The 20,564-nt window shown below is 62.2% G+C and carries 17 protein-coding genes, 1 tRNA gene and 2 pseudogenes; 18 read left to right on the top strand and 2 right to left on the bottom strand.

Features of this window, described 5'->3' with window-relative positions; all coding sequences use genetic code 11:
* Positions 1-267 (bottom strand): hypothetical protein (locus XAXN_RS16355; protein WP_054320342.1); only part of this gene is annotated, 267 nt, incomplete at its 3' end.
* 51 nt (positions 268-318) lie between these two features.
* On the opposite strand from XAXN_RS16355, the pseudogene XAXN_RS16360 reads away from it, so the two are divergent.
* Positions 319-1,017 (top strand): annotated as a pseudogene (locus XAXN_RS16360) (alpha-amylase family glycosyl hydrolase); the annotation flags it as partial.
* 125 nt (positions 1,018-1,142) lie between these two features.
* Here XAXN_RS16360 and XAXN_RS16365 read toward each other — a convergent pair.
* A pseudogene (locus XAXN_RS16365) lies at positions 1,143-2,266 on the bottom strand (LacI family DNA-binding transcriptional regulator).
* A 322-nt stretch (positions 2,267-2,588) separates the two neighbouring features.
* On the opposite strand from XAXN_RS16365, the gene thrS reads away from it, so the two are divergent.
* The 17 genes from thrS to XAXN_RS16450 all read left to right on the top strand — a co-directional run bounded on the left by thrS (position 2,589) and on the right by XAXN_RS16450 (position 20,548).
* Positions 2,589-4,493: a threonine--tRNA ligase gene (thrS, locus tag XAXN_RS16370; protein ID WP_054320343.1), complete on the top strand. Its 1,905-nt coding sequence runs from the start codon at positions 2,589-2,591 to the stop codon at positions 4,491-4,493.
* 48 nt (positions 4,494-4,541) lie between these two features.
* Positions 4,542-5,084: a translation initiation factor IF-3 gene (infC, locus tag XAXN_RS16375; protein WP_082861869.1), complete on the top strand. Its 543-nt coding sequence runs from the start codon at positions 4,542-4,544 to the stop codon at positions 5,082-5,084.
* Between the two features lie 250 nt (positions 5,085-5,334).
* On the top strand, positions 5,335-5,532 hold the full coding sequence (gene rpmI / locus XAXN_RS16380) for a 50S ribosomal protein L35 (protein WP_054320345.1): 198 nt from the start codon (positions 5,335-5,337) through the stop codon (positions 5,530-5,532).
* Positions 5,533-5,542: 10 nt separating this feature from the next.
* Positions 5,543-5,902 (top strand): 50S ribosomal protein L20, encoded by a 360-nt coding sequence (gene rplT, locus XAXN_RS16385; protein WP_054320346.1) that lies wholly within the window; start codon positions 5,543-5,545, stop codon positions 5,900-5,902.
* Positions 5,903-6,153: 251 nt separating this feature from the next.
* Complete coding sequence (gene pheS / locus XAXN_RS16390; RefSeq protein ID WP_008574581.1) at positions 6,154-7,149, top strand: phenylalanine--tRNA ligase subunit alpha; 996 nt, start codon at positions 6,154-6,156, stop codon at positions 7,147-7,149.
* 108 nt (positions 7,150-7,257) lie between these two features.
* Entirely contained in the window at positions 7,258-9,636 is a 2,379-nt protein-coding gene (gene pheT, locus XAXN_RS16395; RefSeq protein WP_054320347.1) for a phenylalanine--tRNA ligase subunit beta, read from the top strand.
* Between the two features lie 21 nt (positions 9,637-9,657).
* Complete coding sequence (locus tag XAXN_RS16400; protein ID WP_003466661.1) at positions 9,658-9,957, top strand: integration host factor subunit alpha; 300 nt, start codon at positions 9,658-9,660, stop codon at positions 9,955-9,957.
* Entirely contained in the window at positions 9,938-10,294 is a 357-nt protein-coding gene (locus tag XAXN_RS16405) for a MerR family transcriptional regulator (protein ID WP_054320348.1), read from the top strand. Before XAXN_RS16400 ends, XAXN_RS16405 begins: the two co-directional genes overlap by 20 nt.
* Positions 10,295-10,355: 61 nt before the next feature.
* Positions 10,356-10,432: transfer RNA gene (locus XAXN_RS16410), tRNA-Pro, on the top strand.
* Between the two features lie 471 nt (positions 10,433-10,903).
* Entirely contained in the window at positions 10,904-11,602 is a 699-nt protein-coding gene (locus XAXN_RS16415) for a polysaccharide biosynthesis/export family protein (protein WP_005914015.1), read from the top strand.
* Positions 11,584-13,023: a GumC family protein gene (locus XAXN_RS16420; RefSeq protein WP_151425111.1), complete on the top strand. Its 1,440-nt coding sequence runs from the start codon at positions 11,584-11,586 to the stop codon at positions 13,021-13,023. Before XAXN_RS16415 ends, XAXN_RS16420 begins: the two co-directional genes overlap by 19 nt.
* A 243-nt stretch (positions 13,024-13,266) precedes the next feature.
* Positions 13,267-14,721: an undecaprenyl-phosphate glucose phosphotransferase gene (locus XAXN_RS16425; RefSeq protein WP_054320350.1), complete on the top strand. Its 1,455-nt coding sequence runs from the start codon at positions 13,267-13,269 to the stop codon at positions 14,719-14,721.
* A gap of 94 nt (positions 14,722-14,815) precedes the next feature.
* Positions 14,816-16,105, top strand: coding sequence for a hypothetical protein (locus XAXN_RS16430; RefSeq protein ID WP_054320351.1), 1,290 nt, complete (start codon positions 14,816-14,818; stop codon positions 16,103-16,105).
* Positions 16,102-17,190 carry an acyltransferase family protein gene (locus XAXN_RS16435; RefSeq protein WP_054320352.1) on the top strand — a complete coding sequence of 363 codons (1,089 nt, stop codon included), beginning with the start codon at positions 16,102-16,104 and terminating at the stop codon, positions 17,188-17,190. The genes XAXN_RS16430 and XAXN_RS16435 overlap by 4 nt, the downstream gene beginning before the upstream one ends.
* Positions 17,191-17,203: 13 nt before the next feature.
* Positions 17,204-18,292 carry an acyltransferase family protein gene (locus tag XAXN_RS16440; protein WP_054320360.1) on the top strand — a complete coding sequence of 363 codons (1,089 nt, stop codon included), beginning with the start codon at positions 17,204-17,206 and terminating at the stop codon, positions 18,290-18,292.
* Positions 18,293-18,359: 67 nt separating this feature from the next.
* Positions 18,360-19,502 (top strand): glycosyltransferase family 4 protein, encoded by a 1,143-nt coding sequence (locus XAXN_RS16445; protein ID WP_054320353.1) that lies wholly within the window; start codon positions 18,360-18,362, stop codon positions 19,500-19,502.
* Positions 19,499-20,548 (top strand): glycosyltransferase, encoded by a 1,050-nt coding sequence (locus tag XAXN_RS16450; protein ID WP_054320354.1) that lies wholly within the window; start codon positions 19,499-19,501, stop codon positions 20,546-20,548. The genes XAXN_RS16445 and XAXN_RS16450 overlap by 4 nt, the downstream gene beginning before the upstream one ends.
* Positions 20,549-20,564: the final 16 nt, after the last annotated feature.

The raw sequence follows: 20,564 nt of genomic DNA on the forward strand, positions 1-20,564 counted from the left end.
TTCCAGCATGGCTTGGCCGTAGGCTTCCTGCAGATCCTTGAGCTGGCGCTCGTGCTGCCCGCGCACGTCTTCGGGCTTGGCCCGCAGCGCGTTCTCCAGGCCGCGCTTACCTTCCTCGACACAGCCTTCGATTTCATTGGGCGTCAGGTCGAACTGCCGGCTGGCCAACGCCACCGTCGTCTTGCCCTGGATGATCTCCAGCACTAGCGCCGACTTGCCCCGGGCCGTCCAGCGCTTGATCTGTTCTTCGTCCATCACTGCACTCATCGATGTCTCCTCTGAAAGCTAACACCTGAGCAGAGTTTCAGTGGGTCATTACAGCAGCTTGCCGCGGTGTTCGGTCATCAACAGGCCGGCTTCGAAAAACTGGCCGCGCCCTTATTCCTGCGTCAAGGGTCCTATGCGAACCCCTACGAGTTGATGAGCTTCTACGACAACCACGACATGGCGCGTCTGGATGCCAGCGATGACGGATTTATCGATGCGCACAACTGGTTGTTCACCGCCCGCGGCATTCCGGTGATTTATTACGGCTCGGAAATCGGCTTCATGCGCGGGCGCGCCGAACATGCCGGCAACCGCAATTACTTCGGCGTGGAGCGCATTCGCACTGCACCGCAGAGTCCGATCTTCGGCCCGCTGCAGCGCATCGCCCAGGTGCATCGCAACACCCCGGCATTGCAGCGCGGCGTGCAGGTCGATGTGCAGTTGCACGGCGATCAAGCCGCGTTTCTGCGCGTCTATCAGTACGCTGGCACAACCCAAACCGCGTTGGTGCTGCTCAACAAGGCCGATGCCGCAGCAACCATTTAAGTGACGTGCTTCCTGCATCCTGGCGCCTGGCGCGATGTGGTCAGTGGCGAGCAGGTGCAGGTGCAGCGTGATTTCGCAACAGCGGTGCCGGCGCATGGCGTGCGCGTGCTGCTGTCGGATGCGCCGATCACCGACCCGGCCCTGCGCAAGCAGCTCGACCTGCAGATGGCCGAGCAGGTCGCGCGCGACGCGCGCAACAGGTAGGAGCGCACCTGGGCGCAATGAGGCAGTCCCAGTAACGCCCCGCCGCGCCTGGGTGCGCTCCTAATACGCATTCAGCGGGTCGCGAGATCTCGCGACCCAACCGGCATGCTGTCCCGAATCCCGAGTCAGCGCCTGACCGCCCCATCCGCCGCTCGGCCCGTCATCGCATCGCCTGTCTCTGCGCCGGACGGTGCACATCCCCGTGGCGGTTGCAGCCCGCTGCTGCGCGAGGAATCGCGTAGCGCCAGGCGCACCGGAATCGTGCGGCTCTGCGCCGCCTCGCCGCGAATCAGCGAAACCAGGCTTTCCACCAGCAGCGCGTGCCGGCCTGCTTGGTGTCCTGCTGCACGGTCGACAGCGCGGGCGCCACCGATGCCGCCAAGGCAATATCGTCGAAGCCGCTGACCGCTACGTCCTGCGGCACCCGCAGGCCGCGCTCGTGCAGGGCGCGCATCGCACCGATCGCAATCAGATCGCCGGCTGCGCAGACCGTATCGAACGCATTGCCGCTATCCAACAATGCCAGGCACGCGGTGTAGCCAGACAATTCGGTGGTGATCGCATCGAACTGCAGCGCCGGGTCGGTCACCAGGCCATGCTGCGCCAGCGCAGCGGCATGGCCGCGGTAGCGTTCTTCGAATTCGGGGTAGTGGTTGGAAGCGTGTCCGACAAACGCGATGCGCCGGCAGCCCTGCGCCAGCAGATAGTCGGTGATGTCCAGCCCGCCCTGGTAATTGTCGCTGCCGATCGAAATGCCCGGTTGGCCGGGCAGGGCCGCGCCCCAGCGCACGAAATGGGTGCCTTGCTCGACCAGCAGCTGCAGCCGCTGGCGCGATTCCTGGTAGTCGCCATAGCCCAGCAGGATGATGCCGTCGGCCTTGTTGCTGTCTTCGTAATCGGCCTGCCAATCCTTGGACAACTGCTGGAACGACACCAGCAGGTCGTAGCCCTGCTGCGCGCAGGCACGGGTGATCGAGCCCAGCATCGAGTGGAAGAACGGGTTGATCAGCGAGTCATCGGCGATGGGGTCTTCGAAGAACAGCAGTGCCAGCGTGCCGGCATTGCGCAGCCGTAGCGAGGAGGCGTTCTTGTCGACCTTGTAGTTCAGCTCGCGGGCGATGCGCAGGATGCGCTTGCGGGTTTCCTCGTTGACCATCGGGCTGCCGCGCAGTGCGCGCGACACGGTCGGCTGCGACACGCCGGTCAGGTAGGCGATATCCAGCGAGGTGGCTTTACCCTTGATGGTCATGGTCGGCAACGGCAGGACAAGTGGCCGGCATCGTGCCATGCGCCCGCCGGCGCCGTGCCGCCGTACGCAGCGGGCGGCTGATTGGTTTACCATTCACGCCCAAGACCCCTTGCGAGAAGGTGGCCCGCGCGCCGCGCCGGCCCAGCGTGCGACATGAGCACTACCACCGCCCACCGCTGATCCTTGCCTGCGCCAGCGCGCAGAGCGCCTGCATGGCGCCGTCTTGCCTCACGTCCCGCATTCTCCTCCGAGCCTGACCAGCAATGGCCAGATCTCCCATGGCAGCCGACCGCTGCAGCCAGACCAGACCTCATTTTTGCCCATGATCAACATCACGCTCCCCGACGGCAGCCGCCGCGAATTCGAATCCCCCGTCTCGGTCATGCAGGTCGCCCAGTCGATCGGCGCCGGCCTGGCCAAGGCCACCATCGCCGGCCAGGTCGACGGCCAACTGGTCGACGCCAGCGACGTCATCGACCATGACGCCAGCCTGCGCATCATCACCGCCAAGGACGCCGAGGGCGTGGAGATCATCCGCCACTCCTGCGCGCACCTGGTCGGGCATGCGGTCAAGCAGCTGTACCCAGAGGTCAAGATGGTGATCGGCCCGGTCATCGCCGAAGGCTTCTATTACGACATCTACAGCGAGCGCCCGTTCACGCCCGAAGACATGGCGGTGATCGAGCAGCGCATGCAGGAACTGATTGCGCAGGATTACGACGTGATCAAGAAGGTCACCCCGCGCGCCGAGGTGATCGAGGTATTCGCCCGGCGCGGCGAGGAGTACAAGCTGCGTCTGATCGAGGACATGTCCGAGGACATCACCGCGATGGGCCTGTACTACCACCAGGAATACGTGGATATGTGCCGCGGCCCGCACGTACCCAACACGCGCTTCCTCAAGGCGTTCAAGCTGACCCGCATCTCCGGCGCCTACTGGCGCGGCGATGCCAAGAACGAGCAGCTGCAGCGCATCTACGGTACCGCCTGGGCCGACAAAAAGCAGCTGGACGCCTACATCCTGCGCATGGAAGAAGCCGACAAGCGCGACCACCGCCGCATCGGCAAGGCGCAGGACCTGTTCCACCTGCAGGAAGAAGCGCCCGGCCTGGTGTTCTGGCACCCCAAGGGCTGGTCGCTGTGGCAGGTGGTCGAGCAGTACATGCGCAAGGTCTACCGCGATAGCGGCTACGGTGAGGTGCGCTGCCCGCAGATCCTGGACGTGTCGCTGTGGCAGAAATCCGGCCACTGGGACAACTACCAGGACGCCATGTTCTTCACCGAGTCGGAGAAGCGCACCTACGCAGTCAAGCCAATGAACTGCCCCGGCCACGTGCAGGTGTTCAACCAGGGCCTGCACAGCTACCGCGACCTGCCGATCCGCTACGGCGAGTTTGGCGCCTGCCACCGCAACGAGCCCTCCGGCGCGCTGCACGGCATCCTGCGCGTGCGCGGCTTCACCCAGGACGACGGGCACGTGTTCTGCCTGGAATCGCAGATCGAATCCGAAGTCACCGCCTTCCACCAGCAGGCGCTGGCGGTCTACACCGCGTTCGGCTTCGACGACATCCAGATCAAGATTGCGCTGCGTCCGGAAAAGCGCCTGGGCGACGACGCCACCTGGGACAAGGCCGAAGCCGCGCTGCGTAGCGCGCTGGGCGTGTGCGGGGTGGAATGGCAGGAGCTGCCGGGCGAGGGCGCCTTCTACGGCCCCAAGATCGAGTACCACCTCAAGGACGCCATCGGCCGCACCTGGCAACTGGGCACCATGCAGGTCGATTTCATGATGCCGGGCCGCCTCGGCGCCGAGTACGTGGACGAGAACAGCCAGAAGAAGCATCCGGTCATGCTGCACCGGGCCATTGTCGGCTCGATGGAGCGTTTCATCGGCATTTTGATCGAACACCACGCCGGAGCATTCCCGTCCTGGCTGGCCCCGGTGCAGGTCGTTGTCGCCAACATCACCGATGCTCAGGCTGAATATGTCGAGGCGGTACGGAAAACCCTTGCAAATCAAGGCTTCCGTGTCAGCGCCGATTTGCGTAACGAGAAGATCGGTTATAAGATTCGCGAGCATACGCTGCAACGCGTGCCATATCTGCTCGTAGTCGGCGACCGTGAGAGGGAAAATGGCGCTGTCGCCGTGCGGACCCGTTCAGGCGAAGACCTTGGGACCATGACGGTCTCTGCCTTCATCGAACGTCTGCAGGCAGAGCAGGCAGCGTGAGCCAACCCCGGCCGGTCTGGATGATCCGGATGTGCCGGTTCGATTCCTCTGGGAGATTGCAATATCAGTACCCCTGACAACAAACAGAATCGCAAGAACCAAGAAATCCGTGTGCCGCGCGTTCGCGTAATCGGTAGTGACGGAGAGATGGTCGGCGTGTTGTCGCGCGACGAAGCGCTCGCCAAGGCCGAAGAAGAAGGCCTGGATCTGGTCGAAATCCAGCCGCAGGCCGATCCGCCGGTCTGCAAGATCATGGATTTCGGCAAGTTCAAGTTCGAGCAGCAGAAAAAGGCCAACGAGGCCAAGAAAAAGACCAAGCAGGTCGAGATCAAGGAACTCAAGTTCCGCCCGGTCACCGACGAAGGCGACTACCAGATCAAGCTGCGCAACATGCGCCGTTTCCTGGAAGAGGGCGACAAGGTCAAGGTCAACATCCGCTTCCGTGGCCGCGAAATGAGCCACCAGGAGCTCGGTCGCGAGATGGCGGCCCGGATCGAGGCCGATCTGGGCGACGACATCGTCATTGAGTCCCGTCCGCGCCTGGAAGGGCGTCAGATGGTCATGATGATCGCGCCGAAGAAGAAGATCTGAGGATCCGATTCGGCCAGCGCTGCAGCGGGCCCGGCGGGTCCGTTGCAGCGCGAGCTCAACGATTTGCAACAATTCCCGGTAACGGGTAGACTGCGCGGCCCGGTTTTATCGGGGCGCCGTGCAAGCGGCACCAGGACCTGTCCGGATCGTGTTCGATCAAGGACTTACAAGCAGGCAAGGGCAAGGATGGAAAGCGTGGTCGCAAGACTGCCGCCCGTGTCAGTGACAAAACACCATCAAGGACATTGCAATGCCCAAGATCAAGAGCAACCGGGCGGCGGCCAAGCGTTTCCGCAAGACCGCCTCCGGCAAGTACAAGTGCGGCCACGCAAACCGTAGCCACATCCTCACGAAGAAAGCGACCAAGCGGAAGCGCAACCTGCGGCAGACGAATCACGTCCGTGCCGAAGACGCAGGCCGTCTCGATCGTATGCTTCCCTATCTCTGAGGACTGAACCATGGCACGAGTAAAGCGTGGTGTGCAGGCGCGCCGCCGCCACAAGAAAATTCTGACCCTGGCGAAGGGCTACTACAACGCCCGCCGCAAGGTCTTCCGCGTTGCCAAGCAGGCGGTCATCAAGGCACAGCAGTACGCCTATATTGGCCGTAAGCAGAAGAAGCGTAATTTCCGTTCGCTGTGGATCACCCGCATCAATGCGGCTGCCCGCATCAACGGCTTGAGCTATAGCCGTTTCATGAATGGCCTGCTCAAGGCTGGTGTCACCCTGGACCGTAAGGTGCTGGCCGATATCGCCGTGCACGACGCCGCCGGCTTTGCCGCGCTGGCCGAGAAGGCAAAGGGCGCGCTGGCTGCGTAAATGCGGGTCCCTCTGCAGGAGCCAGCACATCCATGTGCGGACTTTTGAAGGGGTAGTTTCTCGTAGGGGCTTGCACATTCGTGTGCCGGCTTTTGATGGGGACAAAGCAGATATGCAGGGGAAGGGCGCGAGTCCTTCCCCTTTTGCGTTTTTGCGAAGCCGCCAAGTGGGCGACGACAGGTCAGTGCAGTGACAATGCGTTCCGGTGTATCCGGAAACACCGTTCGGCTAGCAGTTGAGGCGCAAGTGCAATGAGTGAGATTCAATCCCTGACCGAACGTGCGCTGGCCGATGTTGCCGCGGCGCAGACGCCGGACCAACTGGAAGCATTGCGTGTCGCATTGCTGGGCAAGAGCGGCAGCATTACCGCCCAGCTCAAGCAGCTCGGTACGTTGCCGGCAGAGCAACGCAAGGCGGCTGGCGAGGCAATCAATCTGTCGCGCGACGCGCTGACTGCAGCGCTGGCCGAGCGCAAACACACACTGGAAACCGCCGCGCTGGATGCCCGTCTGGCAGGCGAACGCATCGATGTCACCTTGCCGGGCCGCCGCAGCGAGCGCGGCGGCCTGCACCCGGTTACGCGCACGCTGGAGCGCATCGTCGAAATCTTCGCCCGGCTCGGCTACGAGCTGTCGGACGGCCCGGAAATCGAGGACGACTGGCACAACTTCGAAGCGCTGAATTTCCCGCCGCACCATCCCGCGCGCGCGATGCACGACACGTTCTATTTCGGCGATGGACGCCTGCTGCGTACCCACACTTCGGGCGTGCAGGTGCGCTACATGGATGCGCACAAACCGCCGCTGCGCATGATCGCGGCCGGCAAGGTGTATCGTTCCGATTCGGATCAGACCCACTCGCCGATGTTCCATCAGGTCGAAGGCTTGCTGGTGGACGAGCATTCCAACTTCGCCGACCTCAAGGGCACCTTGTCCGAGTTCGTGCGCGCGTTCTTCGAGCGCGATTTCGAAATGCGTTTCCGCCCCAGCTATTTCCCGTTCGTGGAGCCGGGTGCGGAAGTAGATATCGCCTGGCAGCAGCCCGACGGCAGCACGCGCTGGCTGGAAGTGCTGGGCTGCGGCATGGTGCACCCGAATGTGCTGCGCAGCGTCGGCATCGACCCTGAGCGTTACACCGGCTTCGCCTTCGGCCTGGGCGTGGAGCGCTTCGCGATGCTGCGCTATGGCGTCAACGACCTGCGCGCGTTCTTCGAGAACGATGTGCGTTTTCTCAGGCAGTTCGCCTGACGGCGGGGATTGGGAATTCGGGATTGGGGATTCGCAACGGCGCCCCGGCCCGCCCCAGACTCCGTCGATGCGTTTTAGCTAATCCCGAATCCCCAATCCCGGCCTCTCATGAAATTCTCTGAAAATTGGCTGCGCAGCCACGTTCCGATCCAGGCCACGCGCGACGAACTGGCCGCGACGCTGACGGCGATCGGTCTGGAAGTCGAAGAGGTCACGCCGCTGGGCGAGTTGCTTGGTCAAGTGGTGGTGGCGCGTATCGTCGAGGCGGTCCGTCATCCCGAAGCCGATCGTCTGCAGGTTTGCAGCGTCGATGCCGGGCAGGGCGAGTTGCTGCAGATCGTGTGTGGTGCGCCGAATGCACGTGCGGGTCTGGTGGCGCCGTTGGCGCTGGTCGGTGCGAAGCTCGGCGAGCTGACGATCACTGCGGCCAAGCTGCGCGGTGTGGCGTCCAACGGCATGTTGTGTTCGGCCAAGGAACTCGGTCTGGACAGCGACGCGTCGGGCCTGTTCGAGTTGCCGGACGATGCGCCGATTGGGCAGGCGCTGGCCGAGTATCTGAGGCTGCCCGATGCCAGCATCGAGATCAAGCTCACGCCCAATCGCGCCGATTGTTTCAGCGTCCGCGGCATCGCCTTCGACGTGGCCGCCGCGTGCGCCAGCGAAGTGGTGGCGTTCGACGCCGGTGCCGTGGCGCCGGTGTCCATGCGCACGCTGGCAGTGGAACTGGGCGCCGGTAAGGATGCGCCGCGCTATTGCGGTCGTGTGATCGAAGGGATCGACCCGGCTGCCAAGACGCCGGTGTGGCTGGCCGAGCGGCTACGCCGCAGCGGCGTGCGTCCGGTGTCGCTGCTGGTGGACATCACCCAGTACGTGATGCTGGAGCTGGGCCAGCCGATGCACGCGTTCGACCTGGAGACCTTGCAGGGTCCGATCAGCGTGCGCCGCTCCCGCGCCGGCGAGCAGCTGGCGCTGCTGGATGGGCGCCAGGTCACGCTGGACGACAGCTTCCTGACCATCACCGATGCCGGGCGTCCGGTTGCATTGGCCGGGTTGATGGGCGGACTGGACACGCGCGTCACCGAAACTACCCGCAATGTGTTTCTGGAGTCGGCGTACTTCGACCCTGCGGCCATCATGGGTCGTGGCCGCAAACTCGGCCTGCATACCGATGCCGGGCACCGCTTCGAGCGTGGCGTGGATCCGGCACTGCCGCCGCAGGCAATTGAGGTGGCGACGCGCCTGGTGCTGGAACTGGCCGGCGGTACGCCTGGCCCGGTGGTGCATGCGCAGCTGCCGGAGCATCTGCCGCAGCCGGCGCGCATCGGCTTGCGCCGCGCGCGCATTGCACGCGTGCTCGGTATCCAGATCGACGATGCCGACGTCGTGCGCATGCTGCGTGCGCTCGGCATGCACGTCGAGGCGGTTGCCGACGGCTGGGAAGTGATGGCGCCTAGCCGTCGCTTCGACATCGCCATCGAAGAAGATCTCATTGAAGAGCTGGCGCGGATCCACGGTTACGACCGGGTGTCGACCACGCTGCCGGGCGGTGCCAGTCGCATCGCGATGCCGAGCGAGACCCAGCTGGACGAGCTCAGCGTGCGGCGCCAACTGGTGGCGCGCGAGCTGCAGGAAACCATCAATTACGCCTTCGTCGATGCAGTCTTGCTGGAGCGTTGGCAGCTCACCGAACGCCTGGTGCCCCTGGCAAACCCGCTCAGTGCGGAGTTGGCGATCATGCGTCCGCGCCTGCTGCCCGGCCTGGTCGCCACGTTGGGCCGCAATGCTGCACGGCAGGCTGGGCGGGTGCGTTTATTCGAGCTGGGCAAGGTCTTCGCGGCTGCGGCCGATGCCGGTGCAGCACCCGAGGAATCGCAGCACGTTGCCGCGGCGGTATGCGGCGATGCACTGGCGCTGCAGTGGGGCGAGACAGCGCGCAAGGTGGATTTCCATGATTTGAAGGGTGACCTGATGACGCTAGCTGTGGCCAGTGGCGCGCAGCTGGAGTTCCAGCCGTCGACACAGCCGTTCGGGCACCCGGGCCGGTCGGCCGATATCTATCGCGACGGCGCCTGTATCGGCTGGATCGGGCAGGTGCATCCACGTCTGGCCAAGGCCCTGGACATCAACGTGGACGTGGTTGCATTCGAGTTGCAGCTGACGCCCTTGGTCCAGCGGATCCTACCGCGCGCCGGCGAGCTGTCGCGTTTTCCCTCGGTGCGGCGCGATCTGGCCTTCCTGGTGCCCGACGAGGTGAGCTGGGCGGCAGTGTCGGCCAGCGTGCGCACCACGGTCGGGCCATTGTTGCGTGAGGTGCAATTGTTCGACCGCTATGTCGGGCAGGGTGTCGAGCCAGGTTTCAAGAGTCTGGCTATGGGCTTGATTTTGCAGGATAACTCGCGCACTCTCACCGACCGGGACGTCGATGCAGTCGTCACAGATGTGGTGACCGTAATTGAGCGCGCGCATCGCGCCCGGATCCGGAGTTGAGGCGGTAACCAGGGGATTGGCATGGCATTGACGAAAGCGGAGATGGCCGAACGTCTGTTCGACGAGGTCGGTCTGAACAAGCGTGAGGCAAAGGAATTTGTTGACGCGTTCTTCGATGTGCTGCGCGATGCGCTGGAGCAGGGTCGTCAGGTGAAGCTGTCGGGTTTCGGCAACTTCGATCTGCGGCGCAAGAACCAACGGCCCGGTCGCAATCCCAAGACCGGCGAAGAAATTCCGATTTCGGCACGGACGGTGGTGACGTTCCGCCCCGGCCAAAAACTCAAGGAACGGGTGGAGGCTTATGCTGGACCCGGGCAGTAATCGCGAGCTACCGCCGATCCCGGCCAAGCGCTATTTCACCATTGGTGAGGTGAGCGAGCTGTGCGACGTCAAACCGCATGTGCTGCGCTATTGGGAAACCGAGTTTCCCAGCCTGGAGCCGGTCAAGCGGCGCGGCAACCGACGCTACTACCAGCGCCATGACGTGCTAATGGTGCGTCAGATCCGCGGACTGCTGTACGAGCAGGGCTACACCATTGGCGGAGCGCGCTTGCGTCTGGAAGGCGATAGCGCCAAGAGCGAGTCGGCGCTGAGCAATCAGATCATCAAGCAGGTACGCATGGAGCTGGAAGAAGTCCTGCAACTGCTGCGCCGCTAGGAAAACGTTTCACAAAGCCGCTATAATAGCGGCCCGCCCTCGTGGCGGAACGCAACATCTTCGGGGTATAGCGCAGCCTGGTAGCGCACTAGTCTGGGGGACTAGTGGTCGTCGGTTCGAATCCGGCTACCCCGACCAAACATCAAGCCCATGACGTCATGTCATGGGCTTTTTGTTGCATCGCAACACTGCATTTTTGTGGCTGCGGTCGGCTGGGTGAGTATGCATATCGGCATATCGCGATGCAGCATGAGCGGCGCGCTAGCGTCCGATTTTTTGCGGTCCGGTTCGTTATGGACTTGGATCACGCAATGGTGCTAAGTGTCCGAAAACATTACGAAACATTTTTCCTGGATTCAAATGTGGATCACCGTTCGTTAACGCGGTATCGACGAACTTGAATCAATAGGCCAACGCTGTCAAAAAAATGGCGTGCGGTCTCTTGCGGTGCGATTTTTCTGTGCCATAGTGCAGTGCAACACGTCTTACCTGTCGTGATCCCGATGTCTTGGGATGAACTCTCTTGTCGTACGTTCGTGCTGGCGTATTTGGCCGGTTGAATGCTGCGCGAGCTCCTGTCCCACCCAACCGAGGCAGCCAGCCACACGCATGAAGAAACTGATCGGACGATTTTGCCAAGCGCTCAGCCTGGCGTTGATCTGCTCGATAACACTGGGCGCTTGCAGCACCGGTAAAGACATGGCGACGTCGTTGCCGCTGCCTGACCCGCTTGCAATGTCGGCAGTGCAGCCCGAGTATCGGCTCTCGCCAGGCGACCTGTTGCTGGTCAAGGTGTTCCAGATCGACGATCTGGAGCGTCAGGTCCGTATCGATCAGAACGGCCACATTTCGTTGCCGCTGATTGGCGATGTGAATGCGGCCGGCATGGGCGTCGGTGAGCTGGAAAAGATGGTGGCCGACCGGTACCGCAACGGCTATCTGCAAAATCCGCAGGTGTCGGTGTTCGTGCAGGAATCCAACGGCCGTCGCGTCACCGTGACCGGAGCGGTCGACGAGCCGGGCATTTATCCGGTGATCGGCGCCAACCTGACCTTGCAGCAAGCCATTGCGCAGGCCAAGGGCGTGAGTACGGTCGCCAGCCGTGGCAATGTCATCGTGTTCCGCATGGTCAACGGGCAGAAGATGCTCGCGCGGTTCGACCTGACCGAAATCGAGAAGGGGACCAACCCGGATCCCGAGATTTATGGCGGCGACATCGTCGTGGTGTACCGTTCGGATGCGCGCGTGTGGTTGCGCACCATGCTGGAACTGACTCCTCTTGTGATGGTGTGGCGCGCTTACCGATGAGCATGAATTCAGACAATCGTTCCTCCTCGTCGCAGCGTCATAGGCATCTCGAACTTGCCGATGTGGGGTTGCTCGACTACTGGTGCGCCCTGGTATCGCAGCGTTGGTTGATTATCGCGATCACACTGGCCGCATTGCTGCTGGCGCTGGCCATCACGCTGCTGATGCCGGAGAAGTACCGCGCGACCAGCACGCTGCAGATCGAACGCGATTCGCTGAACGTGGTGAACGTCGACAACCTGATGCCGGTGGAGTCGCCACAGGATCGCGATTTCTACCAGACTCAGTATCAGCTGCTGCAGAGCCGTTCGCTGGCGTGTGCAGTGATCCGCGAAGCCAAGCTCGACAAGGAGCCTGCATTCAAGGACCAGTTGGACGAGGCGCTGGAAAAGGCTGCTGCGAAGAATCCCGAAGCGGGCAAATCGGTTGATTCGCGTCAGGCGATCATCGAGCGCAGCCTCATCGATACGTTGCTGGCCGGTCTGGTGGTGGAGCCCATCCTCAATTCGCGGCTGGTCTACGTCAATTACGATTCGCCGGACCCGGTGCTGTCGGCCAAGATCGCCAACACGTACGCAAAGATGTTCATCATCAGTACGCAGGAACGCCGCATGAAGGCGTCCTCGTTCGCGACCAAGTTCCTTGCCGAGCGGCTGGAGCAGTTGCGCAGCAAGGTCGAGGACTCGGAGAAGTCGCTGGTTGCGTACTCGACCGATGAGCAGATTGTATCGGTGGGCGACGACAAACCTTCGTTGCCGGCACAGAACCTGACCGATCTCAACGCCTTGCTGGCTTCTGCGCAGGATGCCCGAATCAAGGCCGAGGCCGCCTGGCGCCAGGCAGCCAGTGGCGATGGCATGTCGTTGCCACAGGTGCTCAGTAGTCCGTTGATCCAGAGCCTGCGTAGCGAGCAGGTGCGTCTCACCACCGAGTACCAGCAGAAGCTACCGACCTTCAAGCCGGACTACCCGGAAATGCAGCGGCTGAAGGCGCAAATCGAAGAGTCGCGCCGGCAGATCAATGGCGAGGTCGTCAACGTGCGCCAGTCGCTGAAGGCGACCTACGATGCGTCGGTGCATCAGGAGCAGTTGCTCAACGAGCGCATCGCCGGTTTGCGGAACAACGAGCTGGATCTGCAGGGCCGCAGCATTCGATACAACATGCTCAAGCGCGACGTCGATACCAACCGTCAGCTCTACGATGCGCTTCTTCAGCGCTACAAAGAAATCGGTGTAGCAGGCAATGTCGGCGCCAACAACGTGACCATCGTCGATACCGCAGATGTGCCTACGTCGAAGACTTCGCCGAAACTGAAATTGAACCTCGCGTTAGGCCTGATCTTTGGCGTATTCCTAGGCTTGGCTGTGGCTCTGGTGCGGTACTTCATGCGTGTCAACGAACCACGGACGCGGTTGGACTGACATCGTGATGTTGCAAAACGATGGTTAATTAAAGTGACAACTGATTCAGTGTGGAAAAGGTGGGATCCCGTATGTTTCGGGCTCCTTCGTTTGAAAGTTTGTCTCTGTTGAAACAAAGGGCTGTCGAGTGATCTGGGGTCGGTAGGTTTTACCGCGGTGATCGCTTGACGGAGATGATTGAAAGCTCGCGTGCGATTCGCATGTTCCCCCGCATGCGTCGTATCGAGTTTGGAGGACATCCCCATGCTTTTGGCAGACTTGAGTAGCGCGACTTACACAACTTCCTCGCCGCGATTGTTGTCCAAATATTCGGCTGCGGCCGATCTGGTTCTGCGTGTGTTCGACCTTACCATGGTTGTGGTGTCCGGTCTGGTCGCTTATCGCATCGTGTTTGGCTCCTGGGTGCCGGCAGCGCCGTATCGGTTGGCGATCGCCACCACGCTGCTGTACTCGGTGATCTGCTTTGCGCTGTTCCCGTTGTATCGCAGCTGGCGCGGCCGTGGCTTGTTGAGCGAACTGCTGGTGCTGGGCGGTGCCTTCGGCGGTGTATTCGCGCTGTTTGCCGTGCATGCACTGATCGTGCAGGTGGGCGAGCAGGTGTCGCGCGGTTGGATCGGCTTGTGGTTCGTCGGCGGCCTGGCCTCGCTGGTGGCGGCACGCACGGTGCTGCGCGGCTTCCTGAACCACCTGCGTACTCAAGGCGTGGACGTGCAACGTGTGGTGGTGGTGGGGTTGCGTCACCCGGTGATGAAAATCAATCACTACCTGAGCCGTAACTCGTGGGTCGGCATGAACCTGGTCGGTTATTTCCGCACCCCCTACGACATTGCCGTGACCGAACAGCGTCAGTCGCTGCCGTGCCTGGGCGAGCCGGACGCGTTGATGGACTATCTGAAGGAAAACCAGGTCGAGCAGGTGTGGATCTCGCTGCCGCTGGGCGAACGCGACCACATCAAGCAGCTGTTACAGCGCCTGGACCGTTACCCGATCAACGTCAAGCTGGTGCCCGACCTGTTCGATTTCGGTCTGCTTAACCAGTCCGGCGAACAGATCGGCAACGTGCCGGTGATCAATCTGCGCCAGGGCGGCGTGGACCGCGACAATTACTTCGTGGTGGCCAAGGCGTTGCAGGACAAGATCCTGGCCGTGATCGCGCTGCTTGGCCTGTGGCCGCTGATGGCCGCCATTGCAGTGGGCGTCAAGTTGAGCTCGCCGGGCCCGGTGTTCTTCCGTCAGCGCCGTCATGGACTGGGTGGCCGCGAGTTCTACATGTTCAAGTTCCGCTCGATGCGTGTGCACGACGACCACGGCACGACGATCCAGCAGGCGACCAAGAACGACGCACGTATCACGCGCTTCGGTGCATTTCTGCGCCGCAGCAGCCTGGACGAATTGCCGCAGATCTTCAACGTGCTGGGCGGCAGCATGTCGATCGTGGGCCCCCGTCCGCACGCTGCGCAGCACAATACGCATTATGAAAAGCTGATCAACCATTACATGCAGCGTCACTACGTCAAGCCTGGCATCACCGGCTGGGCGCAGGTGAACGGTTTCCGAGGCGAGACCCCGGAACTGCGGACGATGAAGAAGCGTATCCAATACGACCTCGATTACATCCGCCGTTGGTCGTTGTGGCTGGATATCCGCATCATCGTGCTGACCGCAGTACGCGTGCTCGGACAGAAGACCGCGTACTGATGACGGTGGGGAGCGTGCGAGCTGGCGCGTCCGGCGCCGCGGGCGGCTGCATTGCGGCCGCTCCTTTCAGGCAGGCATGTGCATGTTGATTCGAATGAGCGAGGAAACTCGCGTGCGCTGGCATAACCTGCTGATCGAGCTGACCTTGCTGGTCGGCGTTGGTTACAACCTGGTGCTTGCGTTCATCAACGCGAACGTGTTCACCGTGCGACCGGTGATCACCTACGCGGTCGAGTTCATGGTCTACGCGGCCTGCTTCCTGCTTGGCCTGGGCGCGCTGAGCCGCAAGCGCATTGCCCTGATCGTCAGCGGACTCGGGTTGATCGTCACGCTGATGTTCGTGCGATTTTTAGTGAACTGGCAGATCGATCCCAAGTTCTTCCGCGACGCCCTGGTGGTGTTCGCCTTCGTCGTGCTTGGCTCTGCCTACACCGGTTCGGTGTCCAAGCTGTTCATCCGCATGACCATCATCGTGTCGCTGGTTGCTGCATTCGAACTGGCGATGCCGGTCAAATACGGCGATCTGATCAATCCGAAGAGCTTCTTCGTCAACGCGCGCGGCATGAGCGCCGAAGGCTTTTGGAACGAAGACAGTAATCTGTTCGTCAGTGCCACCCGGCCGGGCGAGCGTAACTTCCTGCCGGGCTCCAATCTGCCGCGCGCCTCCTCGATGTTCATCGAGCCGGTGACGATGGGCAATTACATCTGCTTCTTCACCGCGATCGTGCTGGTTTTCTGGCGTTGGATGCGACCGGCGGCGCTGATCCTGTCAGTGGGGTTGATCGGCTTCATGATCGTGGCCTCAGACGGACGATTGGCGGCGGGCACCTGTGTTTTGATGGTGCTGCTGACGCCGCTATTGAAACGGCTGGATCAGCGGCTGGCCTTCCTGGTGTTCCTGCTGGTGATCATGAGCGCATGGCTGCTGGTCTGGGTCACGGGCATCACCGCGTACCAGGACACCACGATGGGGCGTGTGTTCTTCACCGTTTATTCGATGAATAACCTGTCGTTCGAGTCTTGGATGGGGCTGGATTTTGCGCAGGCGTATCGCTACTTCGACAGCGGCATTTCGTACTTCATCGCATCGCAATCGATCGTGGGCGTGCTGGCCTTCTTGTTGGCCTATTCGTTCCTGCTGCTGATGCCGAGCAAGGAAGGTCAGTTGTTCAAGAACCTGGCGATCTTTGCGTTCGCCCTGAGTCTGCTTGTCTCCAACGGCTACTTCTCGATCAAGACCTCGGCGTTGTGGTGGTTTGTCTGTGGTTGCATGTGGCACATGCTGCCGACCTGGTCTGCGTCCGGCACGCAGACTGCTCTGATCAAGGACGATCCAACGGCAGCTGGCGCGCAGTTGCCATTGCCTGCGGGAGCGGCACGATGAGCGTGTCGGCAATGCCGGCATCGCCGTCGGCTTTGCCGGCCGACGCGCAGGTTGCAACCAGCGGTCGCGTCCGCGATCCGCGCATCGATGCCACCAAGGCCATCGCGATCCTGCTAGTGGTGTTCTGTCACGCCAAGGGCGTCCCACATGGCATGACCTTGTTCGCCTACAGCTTCCATGTGCCGCTGTTTTTCCTTGTGTCGGGTTGGTTGGCAGGGGGTTATGCCTCGCGAAATACCGGCCTGACGCAGACGATCAGCAAACAGGCACGCAGCCTGCTGCTGCCGTATGTCACGTTCTACCTGCTCGGCTATGCGTACTGGCTGTTGACCCGCAATATCGGCGAAAAGGCGGCGCGCTGGGGAAGTCATCCGTGGTGGGAGCCCATCGTGGCGATGTTCACCGGCATCGGCCCGGACCTGTATGTGCAGCCTCCGCTGTGGTTTCTGCCCGTCATGTTGGTGACCGTGGTGAGTTACATGGTATTGCGCCGCCTGATGTCGCCGATACTGATCGCAGGGCTGGTATTACTCGTGGCATGGTTCTGGATGAACTGGTTCCCTGCCCAGCACGTGCGGATTTTTTTCGGTTTGGACGTGCTACCGGTGTCGCTTTGCTTTTACGCATTGGGCGCCCTGCTGGTCTACGTCTCGCCACGCCTGCCAACCTCCCTGGCCGGCAGCGCTCTGGCGACGGTCGTGTTGGCATTGGCAGTGGCCTGGCTGGCCCAAGCCAATGGGCGAATCGACGTCAACATGCTCGAATTCGGACACGACCACGCGCTGTTCCTCGTCAGCGCGTTGCTTGGTTCGTTGATGGTGATCTGCGCGGCGCGGCTGGTACAGCGCTGGGCGTGGCTGCAGTGGATCGGCCGCAACACCTTGCTGATTCTTTGTACGCACATGTTGGTGTTCTTCGTGCTCTCCGGTGTCGCTGCCTTGGCAGGTGGATTCGGCGGTGCGCGTCCGGGGCTCGGCTGGGCAGTCTTTGTCACGCTGTTCGCATTGGCCGCCAGCGTGCCGCTGCGTTGGATCTTGATGCGCTTCGCCCCGTGGGCGCTGGGTGCGCGCCGGGTGGCGGCATGAGCGGCGCATTGGCATGACACGCGAATTCTCTCCACCGCACGTTGTGCGTGCGCATCACCCGGCGGACGCCAAAACCGCGCCTGCGCGGACGCGCGACTGGCAGATCGACGCCGCCAAGGCGTTGGCCATCGCGCTGGTGGTGCTGGGCCATGCCAGCGGCATGCCGCCAGCGTACAAGCTGTTCGCTTACAGCTTCCACGTGCCGCTGTTTTTCGTGTTGTCGGGCTGGGTTGGCGAGCGTTTTGGACATCGGGCATTGACGGTGGAATCCGTTGCAAAGCTGGCGCGCACCTTGCTGGTGCCATCTCTCGCTTTTTTCATGGTGGCCTATGCGCTGTGGTTGTTGACTGCTGCGATCGATGGGCATGCCGGGCATCCGCAGGCGCGCCCGTGGTGGCATCCGCTCACGGGATTGCTGTGGGCCAATGGGTCACGCCTGTATGTGCTTCCGGCGCTGTGGTTTCTGCCCGCGCTATTTGTCACAACGCTGGCTTACATTGCGTTGCGTGCGCGATTGAGTGCGGCTGCGGTGGCTGCGATCAGTCTGCCAATGGCGCTGGCGTGGGCGGGCTGGTTCCCTTCGCTGCAGCAGCGTTTGCCGCTTGCGCTGGATGTGCTGCCGGTGGCGCTGTTCTTCATTGCAGTTGGCGGCTGGCTGTCGCGGTTCGCCGATGCGCTGCGATCACTGCGCGCGCAGGTGTGGGCGCTTGCGTTGTGGCCATTGGCTGCGCTGTGGTGGTGGCTGGCCGGGTGGAACGGGCAGGCGGACGTGAACAACCTGCAGTTCGGGCAGTCGGCTGCCGTCTTCCTGCTGGTCAGTCTGCTAGGAACGGCGATGACGTTTTGCGTCGCCTATTTCATTCGGCATCTTCGCTGGGTGCAATGGATTGGTACCAACACCTTGTTGATCCTGTGCACGCATACACTGGTTTTCTTGGTGGCCACCAGCGTAGTGGCGCGTACGGGCCTGATCGCACGTAGCGCAATCGGGACACCTGCCTGGGCGTTGGGGCTGAGCGCCTTCGCGATTGCTGCAAGCGTGCCGATGCGCGCGGTGCTGGTGCCGATCGCGCCGTGGATGTTGGGTTTGAAACGCAAATGACGAGTTTTCAGAATCATCAGCCGTCGCAGCAACTGGGTGCGCGCCGCTGGCAAAGGAGAGTGGCGTAATGAAAGTGGTGCATGTCGTCCGCCAATTCCATCCTTCGATCGGGGGCATGGAAGAGGTCGTTCTCAATGTTGCCCGCCAACATCAAGCCACTAGCGCCGATACGGTCGAGGTGGTGACGCTGGATCGTGTGTTCACCGATCCCGATGCGCAGCTTTCGGCGCAGGACATGCATCAAGGACTGCCGATCCGGCGAATTGGCTATCGCGGCTCGTCGCGCTACCCGCTGGCGCCGTCGGTGCTCGGTGCGATTCGTTCGGCCGATGTTGTGCATCTGCATGGCATCGACTTTTTTTACGACTATCTGGCATTGACCAAGCCGCTGCACGGCAAGCCGATGGTGGTGTCCACGCACGGCGGGTTTTTCCATACCGCCTACGCATCGCGCATGAAACAGTTGTGGTTCCAGACGCTCACGCGCACCTCGGCACTGGCCTATGCGCGCGTGATCGCCACCAGCGAAAACGATGGCGATCTGTTCGCCAAGGTGGTGGCACCGGCGCGGCTGCGGGTGATCGAAAACGGTGTGGATGTAGAGAAATATGCGGGGCAGGGAGCGGCCGCGCCCGGGCGGACCATGCTGTATTTCGGGCGGTGGTCGGTCAACAAGGGGCTGATCGAAACCCTGGAGCTGTTGCAGGCAGCGCTCAAGCGCGACCCGCACTGGCGTCTGATCATTGCCGGCCGCGAGTACGATCTGAACGAGGCTGATCTGCGCAAGGCAATTGCCGAGCGCGGGCTGCAGGACAAGGTGCAGCTGAGCATGTCGCCCTCGCAGGATCAGTTGCGTGCATTGATGCAGCAGGCGCAGTTTTTCGTGTGCCTGTCGCGGCATGAAGGCTTTGGTATCGCAGCGGTGGAAGCGATGAGTGCGGGCCTGATTCCGATCCTCAGCGATATCCCGCCGTTCGTGCGGCTCGCCAGCGGATCGGGCCAGGGCGTGATCGTCAGCCGCGACAGAATCGAAGCAGCAGCAGACCAGGTGCAGGCGCTTGCATTGCAGTCCGACAGCGATTTCGACACCCGTCGCTCGGCGTCCATGGCCTATGTGAGCCGTTATGACTGGAAGCACGTGGTCGGGCGCTACGTCGACGAATACCACGATGCGTTGGGCATTCCGCGCGTGCAGGAGGCTGTGCGATGAGCGCGCTGGCTTCTGCGCCGACGACGCATGCGGCAACACAGCCGCAGGTGACGGTGCTGTTTTCCACCGAAAAGCCCAATGCCAACACCAACCCGTACCTGACCCAGCTCTACGACGCGCTGCCTGCCGCAGTGCATCCGCGTTTCTTTTCGATGCGCGATGCATTGCTGTCGCGTTACGACGTGTTGCATCTGCATTGGCCCGAGTACCTGCTGCGCCATCCGACCGCCGCCGGCACGCTGGCCAAGCAGGTCTGCGCCGCGCTGTTGTTGCTCAAGTTGCAGCTGACCGGCACGCCGGTGGTGCGTACCCTGCACAATCTTGCGCCGCATGAGGACCGCGGCTGGCGCGAACGTAGCCTGCTGCGCTGGATCGACCGGCTGACGCGGCGCTGGATTCGCATCAATGCGACCACACCGCCACGTCCGCCGTTCACCGATACGATTCTGCACGGCCATTATCGCGACTGGTTCGCGACCATGGAGCAGGGCAGCACGGTGCCCGGGCGGCTGCTGCACTTTGGGCTGATCCGCCCGTACAAAGGCGTCGAAACTTTGCTGGAGGTCATGCGCGAGGTCGACGATGCGCGTGTCAGTCTGCGTATCGTCGGCAACCCGGCCACGCCGCAGATGCGCACCTTGGTAGAAGACGCTTGCGCGCGGGACCCGCGGATCAGCGCATTGCTGGCCTATGTGGAAGAGCCGGTGCTGGCGCGCGAAGTCAGCGCGGCCGAACTTGTGGTATTGCCGTATCGGCAGATGCATAACTCCGGCACCTTGTTGCTGGCGTTGTCGCTGGCGCGCCCGGTGCTGGCGCCGTGGAGCGAATCGAATGCAGCTATTGCCGAGGAAGTCGGCTCCGGTTGGGTGTTCCTGTATGAAGGCGAGTTCGATGCCGCACTGCTGGCCGGCATGCTGGATAAGGTGCGTGCTGCACCGCGCGGGCCGGTACCGGATCTCTCGCAGCGCGACTGGCCACGGATCGGGCAGTTGCATTACCGCACTTATCTGGAAGCGTTGGGCAAGGATGGAGACGCAGCGCTGTGACAGCAGAGACACCTAC

Origin of the sequence: Xanthomonas axonopodis, assembly GCF_001304695.1 — a bacterium.
Taxonomy (GTDB): domain Bacteria; phylum Pseudomonadota; class Gammaproteobacteria; order Xanthomonadales; family Xanthomonadaceae; genus Xanthomonas; species Xanthomonas axonopodis.

What these genes read in the sequence shown, in the direction of transcription:
- XAXN_RS16425 (WP_054320350.1), top strand. Translation starts at nt 13,267, where the DNA reads ATGCTTTTGGCAGACTTGAGTAGCGCGACTTACACAACTTCCTCGCCG.
- rpmI (WP_054320345.1), top strand. Translation starts at nt 5,335, where the DNA reads ATGCCCAAGATCAAGAGCAACCGGGCGGCGGCCAAGCGTTTCCGCAAG.
- XAXN_RS16450 (WP_054320354.1), top strand. Translation starts at nt 19,499, where the DNA reads ATGAGCGCGCTGGCTTCTGCGCCGACGACGCATGCGGCAACACAGCCG.
- pheT (WP_054320347.1), top strand. Translation starts at nt 7,258, where the DNA reads ATGAAATTCTCTGAAAATTGGCTGCGCAGCCACGTTCCGATCCAGGCC.
- XAXN_RS16435 (WP_054320352.1), top strand. Translation starts at nt 16,102, where the DNA reads ATGAGCGTGTCGGCAATGCCGGCATCGCCGTCGGCTTTGCCGGCCGAC.
- XAXN_RS16440 (WP_054320360.1), top strand. Translation starts at nt 17,204, where the DNA reads ATGACACGCGAATTCTCTCCACCGCACGTTGTGCGTGCGCATCACCCG.
- XAXN_RS16445 (WP_054320353.1), top strand. Translation starts at nt 18,360, where the DNA reads ATGAAAGTGGTGCATGTCGTCCGCCAATTCCATCCTTCGATCGGGGGC.
- XAXN_RS16430 (WP_054320351.1), top strand. Translation starts at nt 14,816, where the DNA reads ATGAGCGAGGAAACTCGCGTGCGCTGGCATAACCTGCTGATCGAGCTG.
- thrS (WP_054320343.1), top strand. Translation starts at nt 2,589, where the DNA reads ATGATCAACATCACGCTCCCCGACGGCAGCCGCCGCGAATTCGAATCC.
- XAXN_RS16415 (WP_005914015.1), top strand. Translation starts at nt 10,904, where the DNA reads ATGAAGAAACTGATCGGACGATTTTGCCAAGCGCTCAGCCTGGCGTTG.
- XAXN_RS16405 (WP_054320348.1), top strand. Translation starts at nt 9,938, where the DNA reads ATGCTGGACCCGGGCAGTAATCGCGAGCTACCGCCGATCCCGGCCAAG.
- XAXN_RS16400 (WP_003466661.1), top strand. Translation starts at nt 9,658, where the DNA reads ATGGCATTGACGAAAGCGGAGATGGCCGAACGTCTGTTCGACGAGGTC.
- pheS (WP_008574581.1), top strand. Translation starts at nt 6,154, where the DNA reads ATGAGTGAGATTCAATCCCTGACCGAACGTGCGCTGGCCGATGTTGCC.
- rplT (WP_054320346.1), top strand. Translation starts at nt 5,543, where the DNA reads ATGGCACGAGTAAAGCGTGGTGTGCAGGCGCGCCGCCGCCACAAGAAA.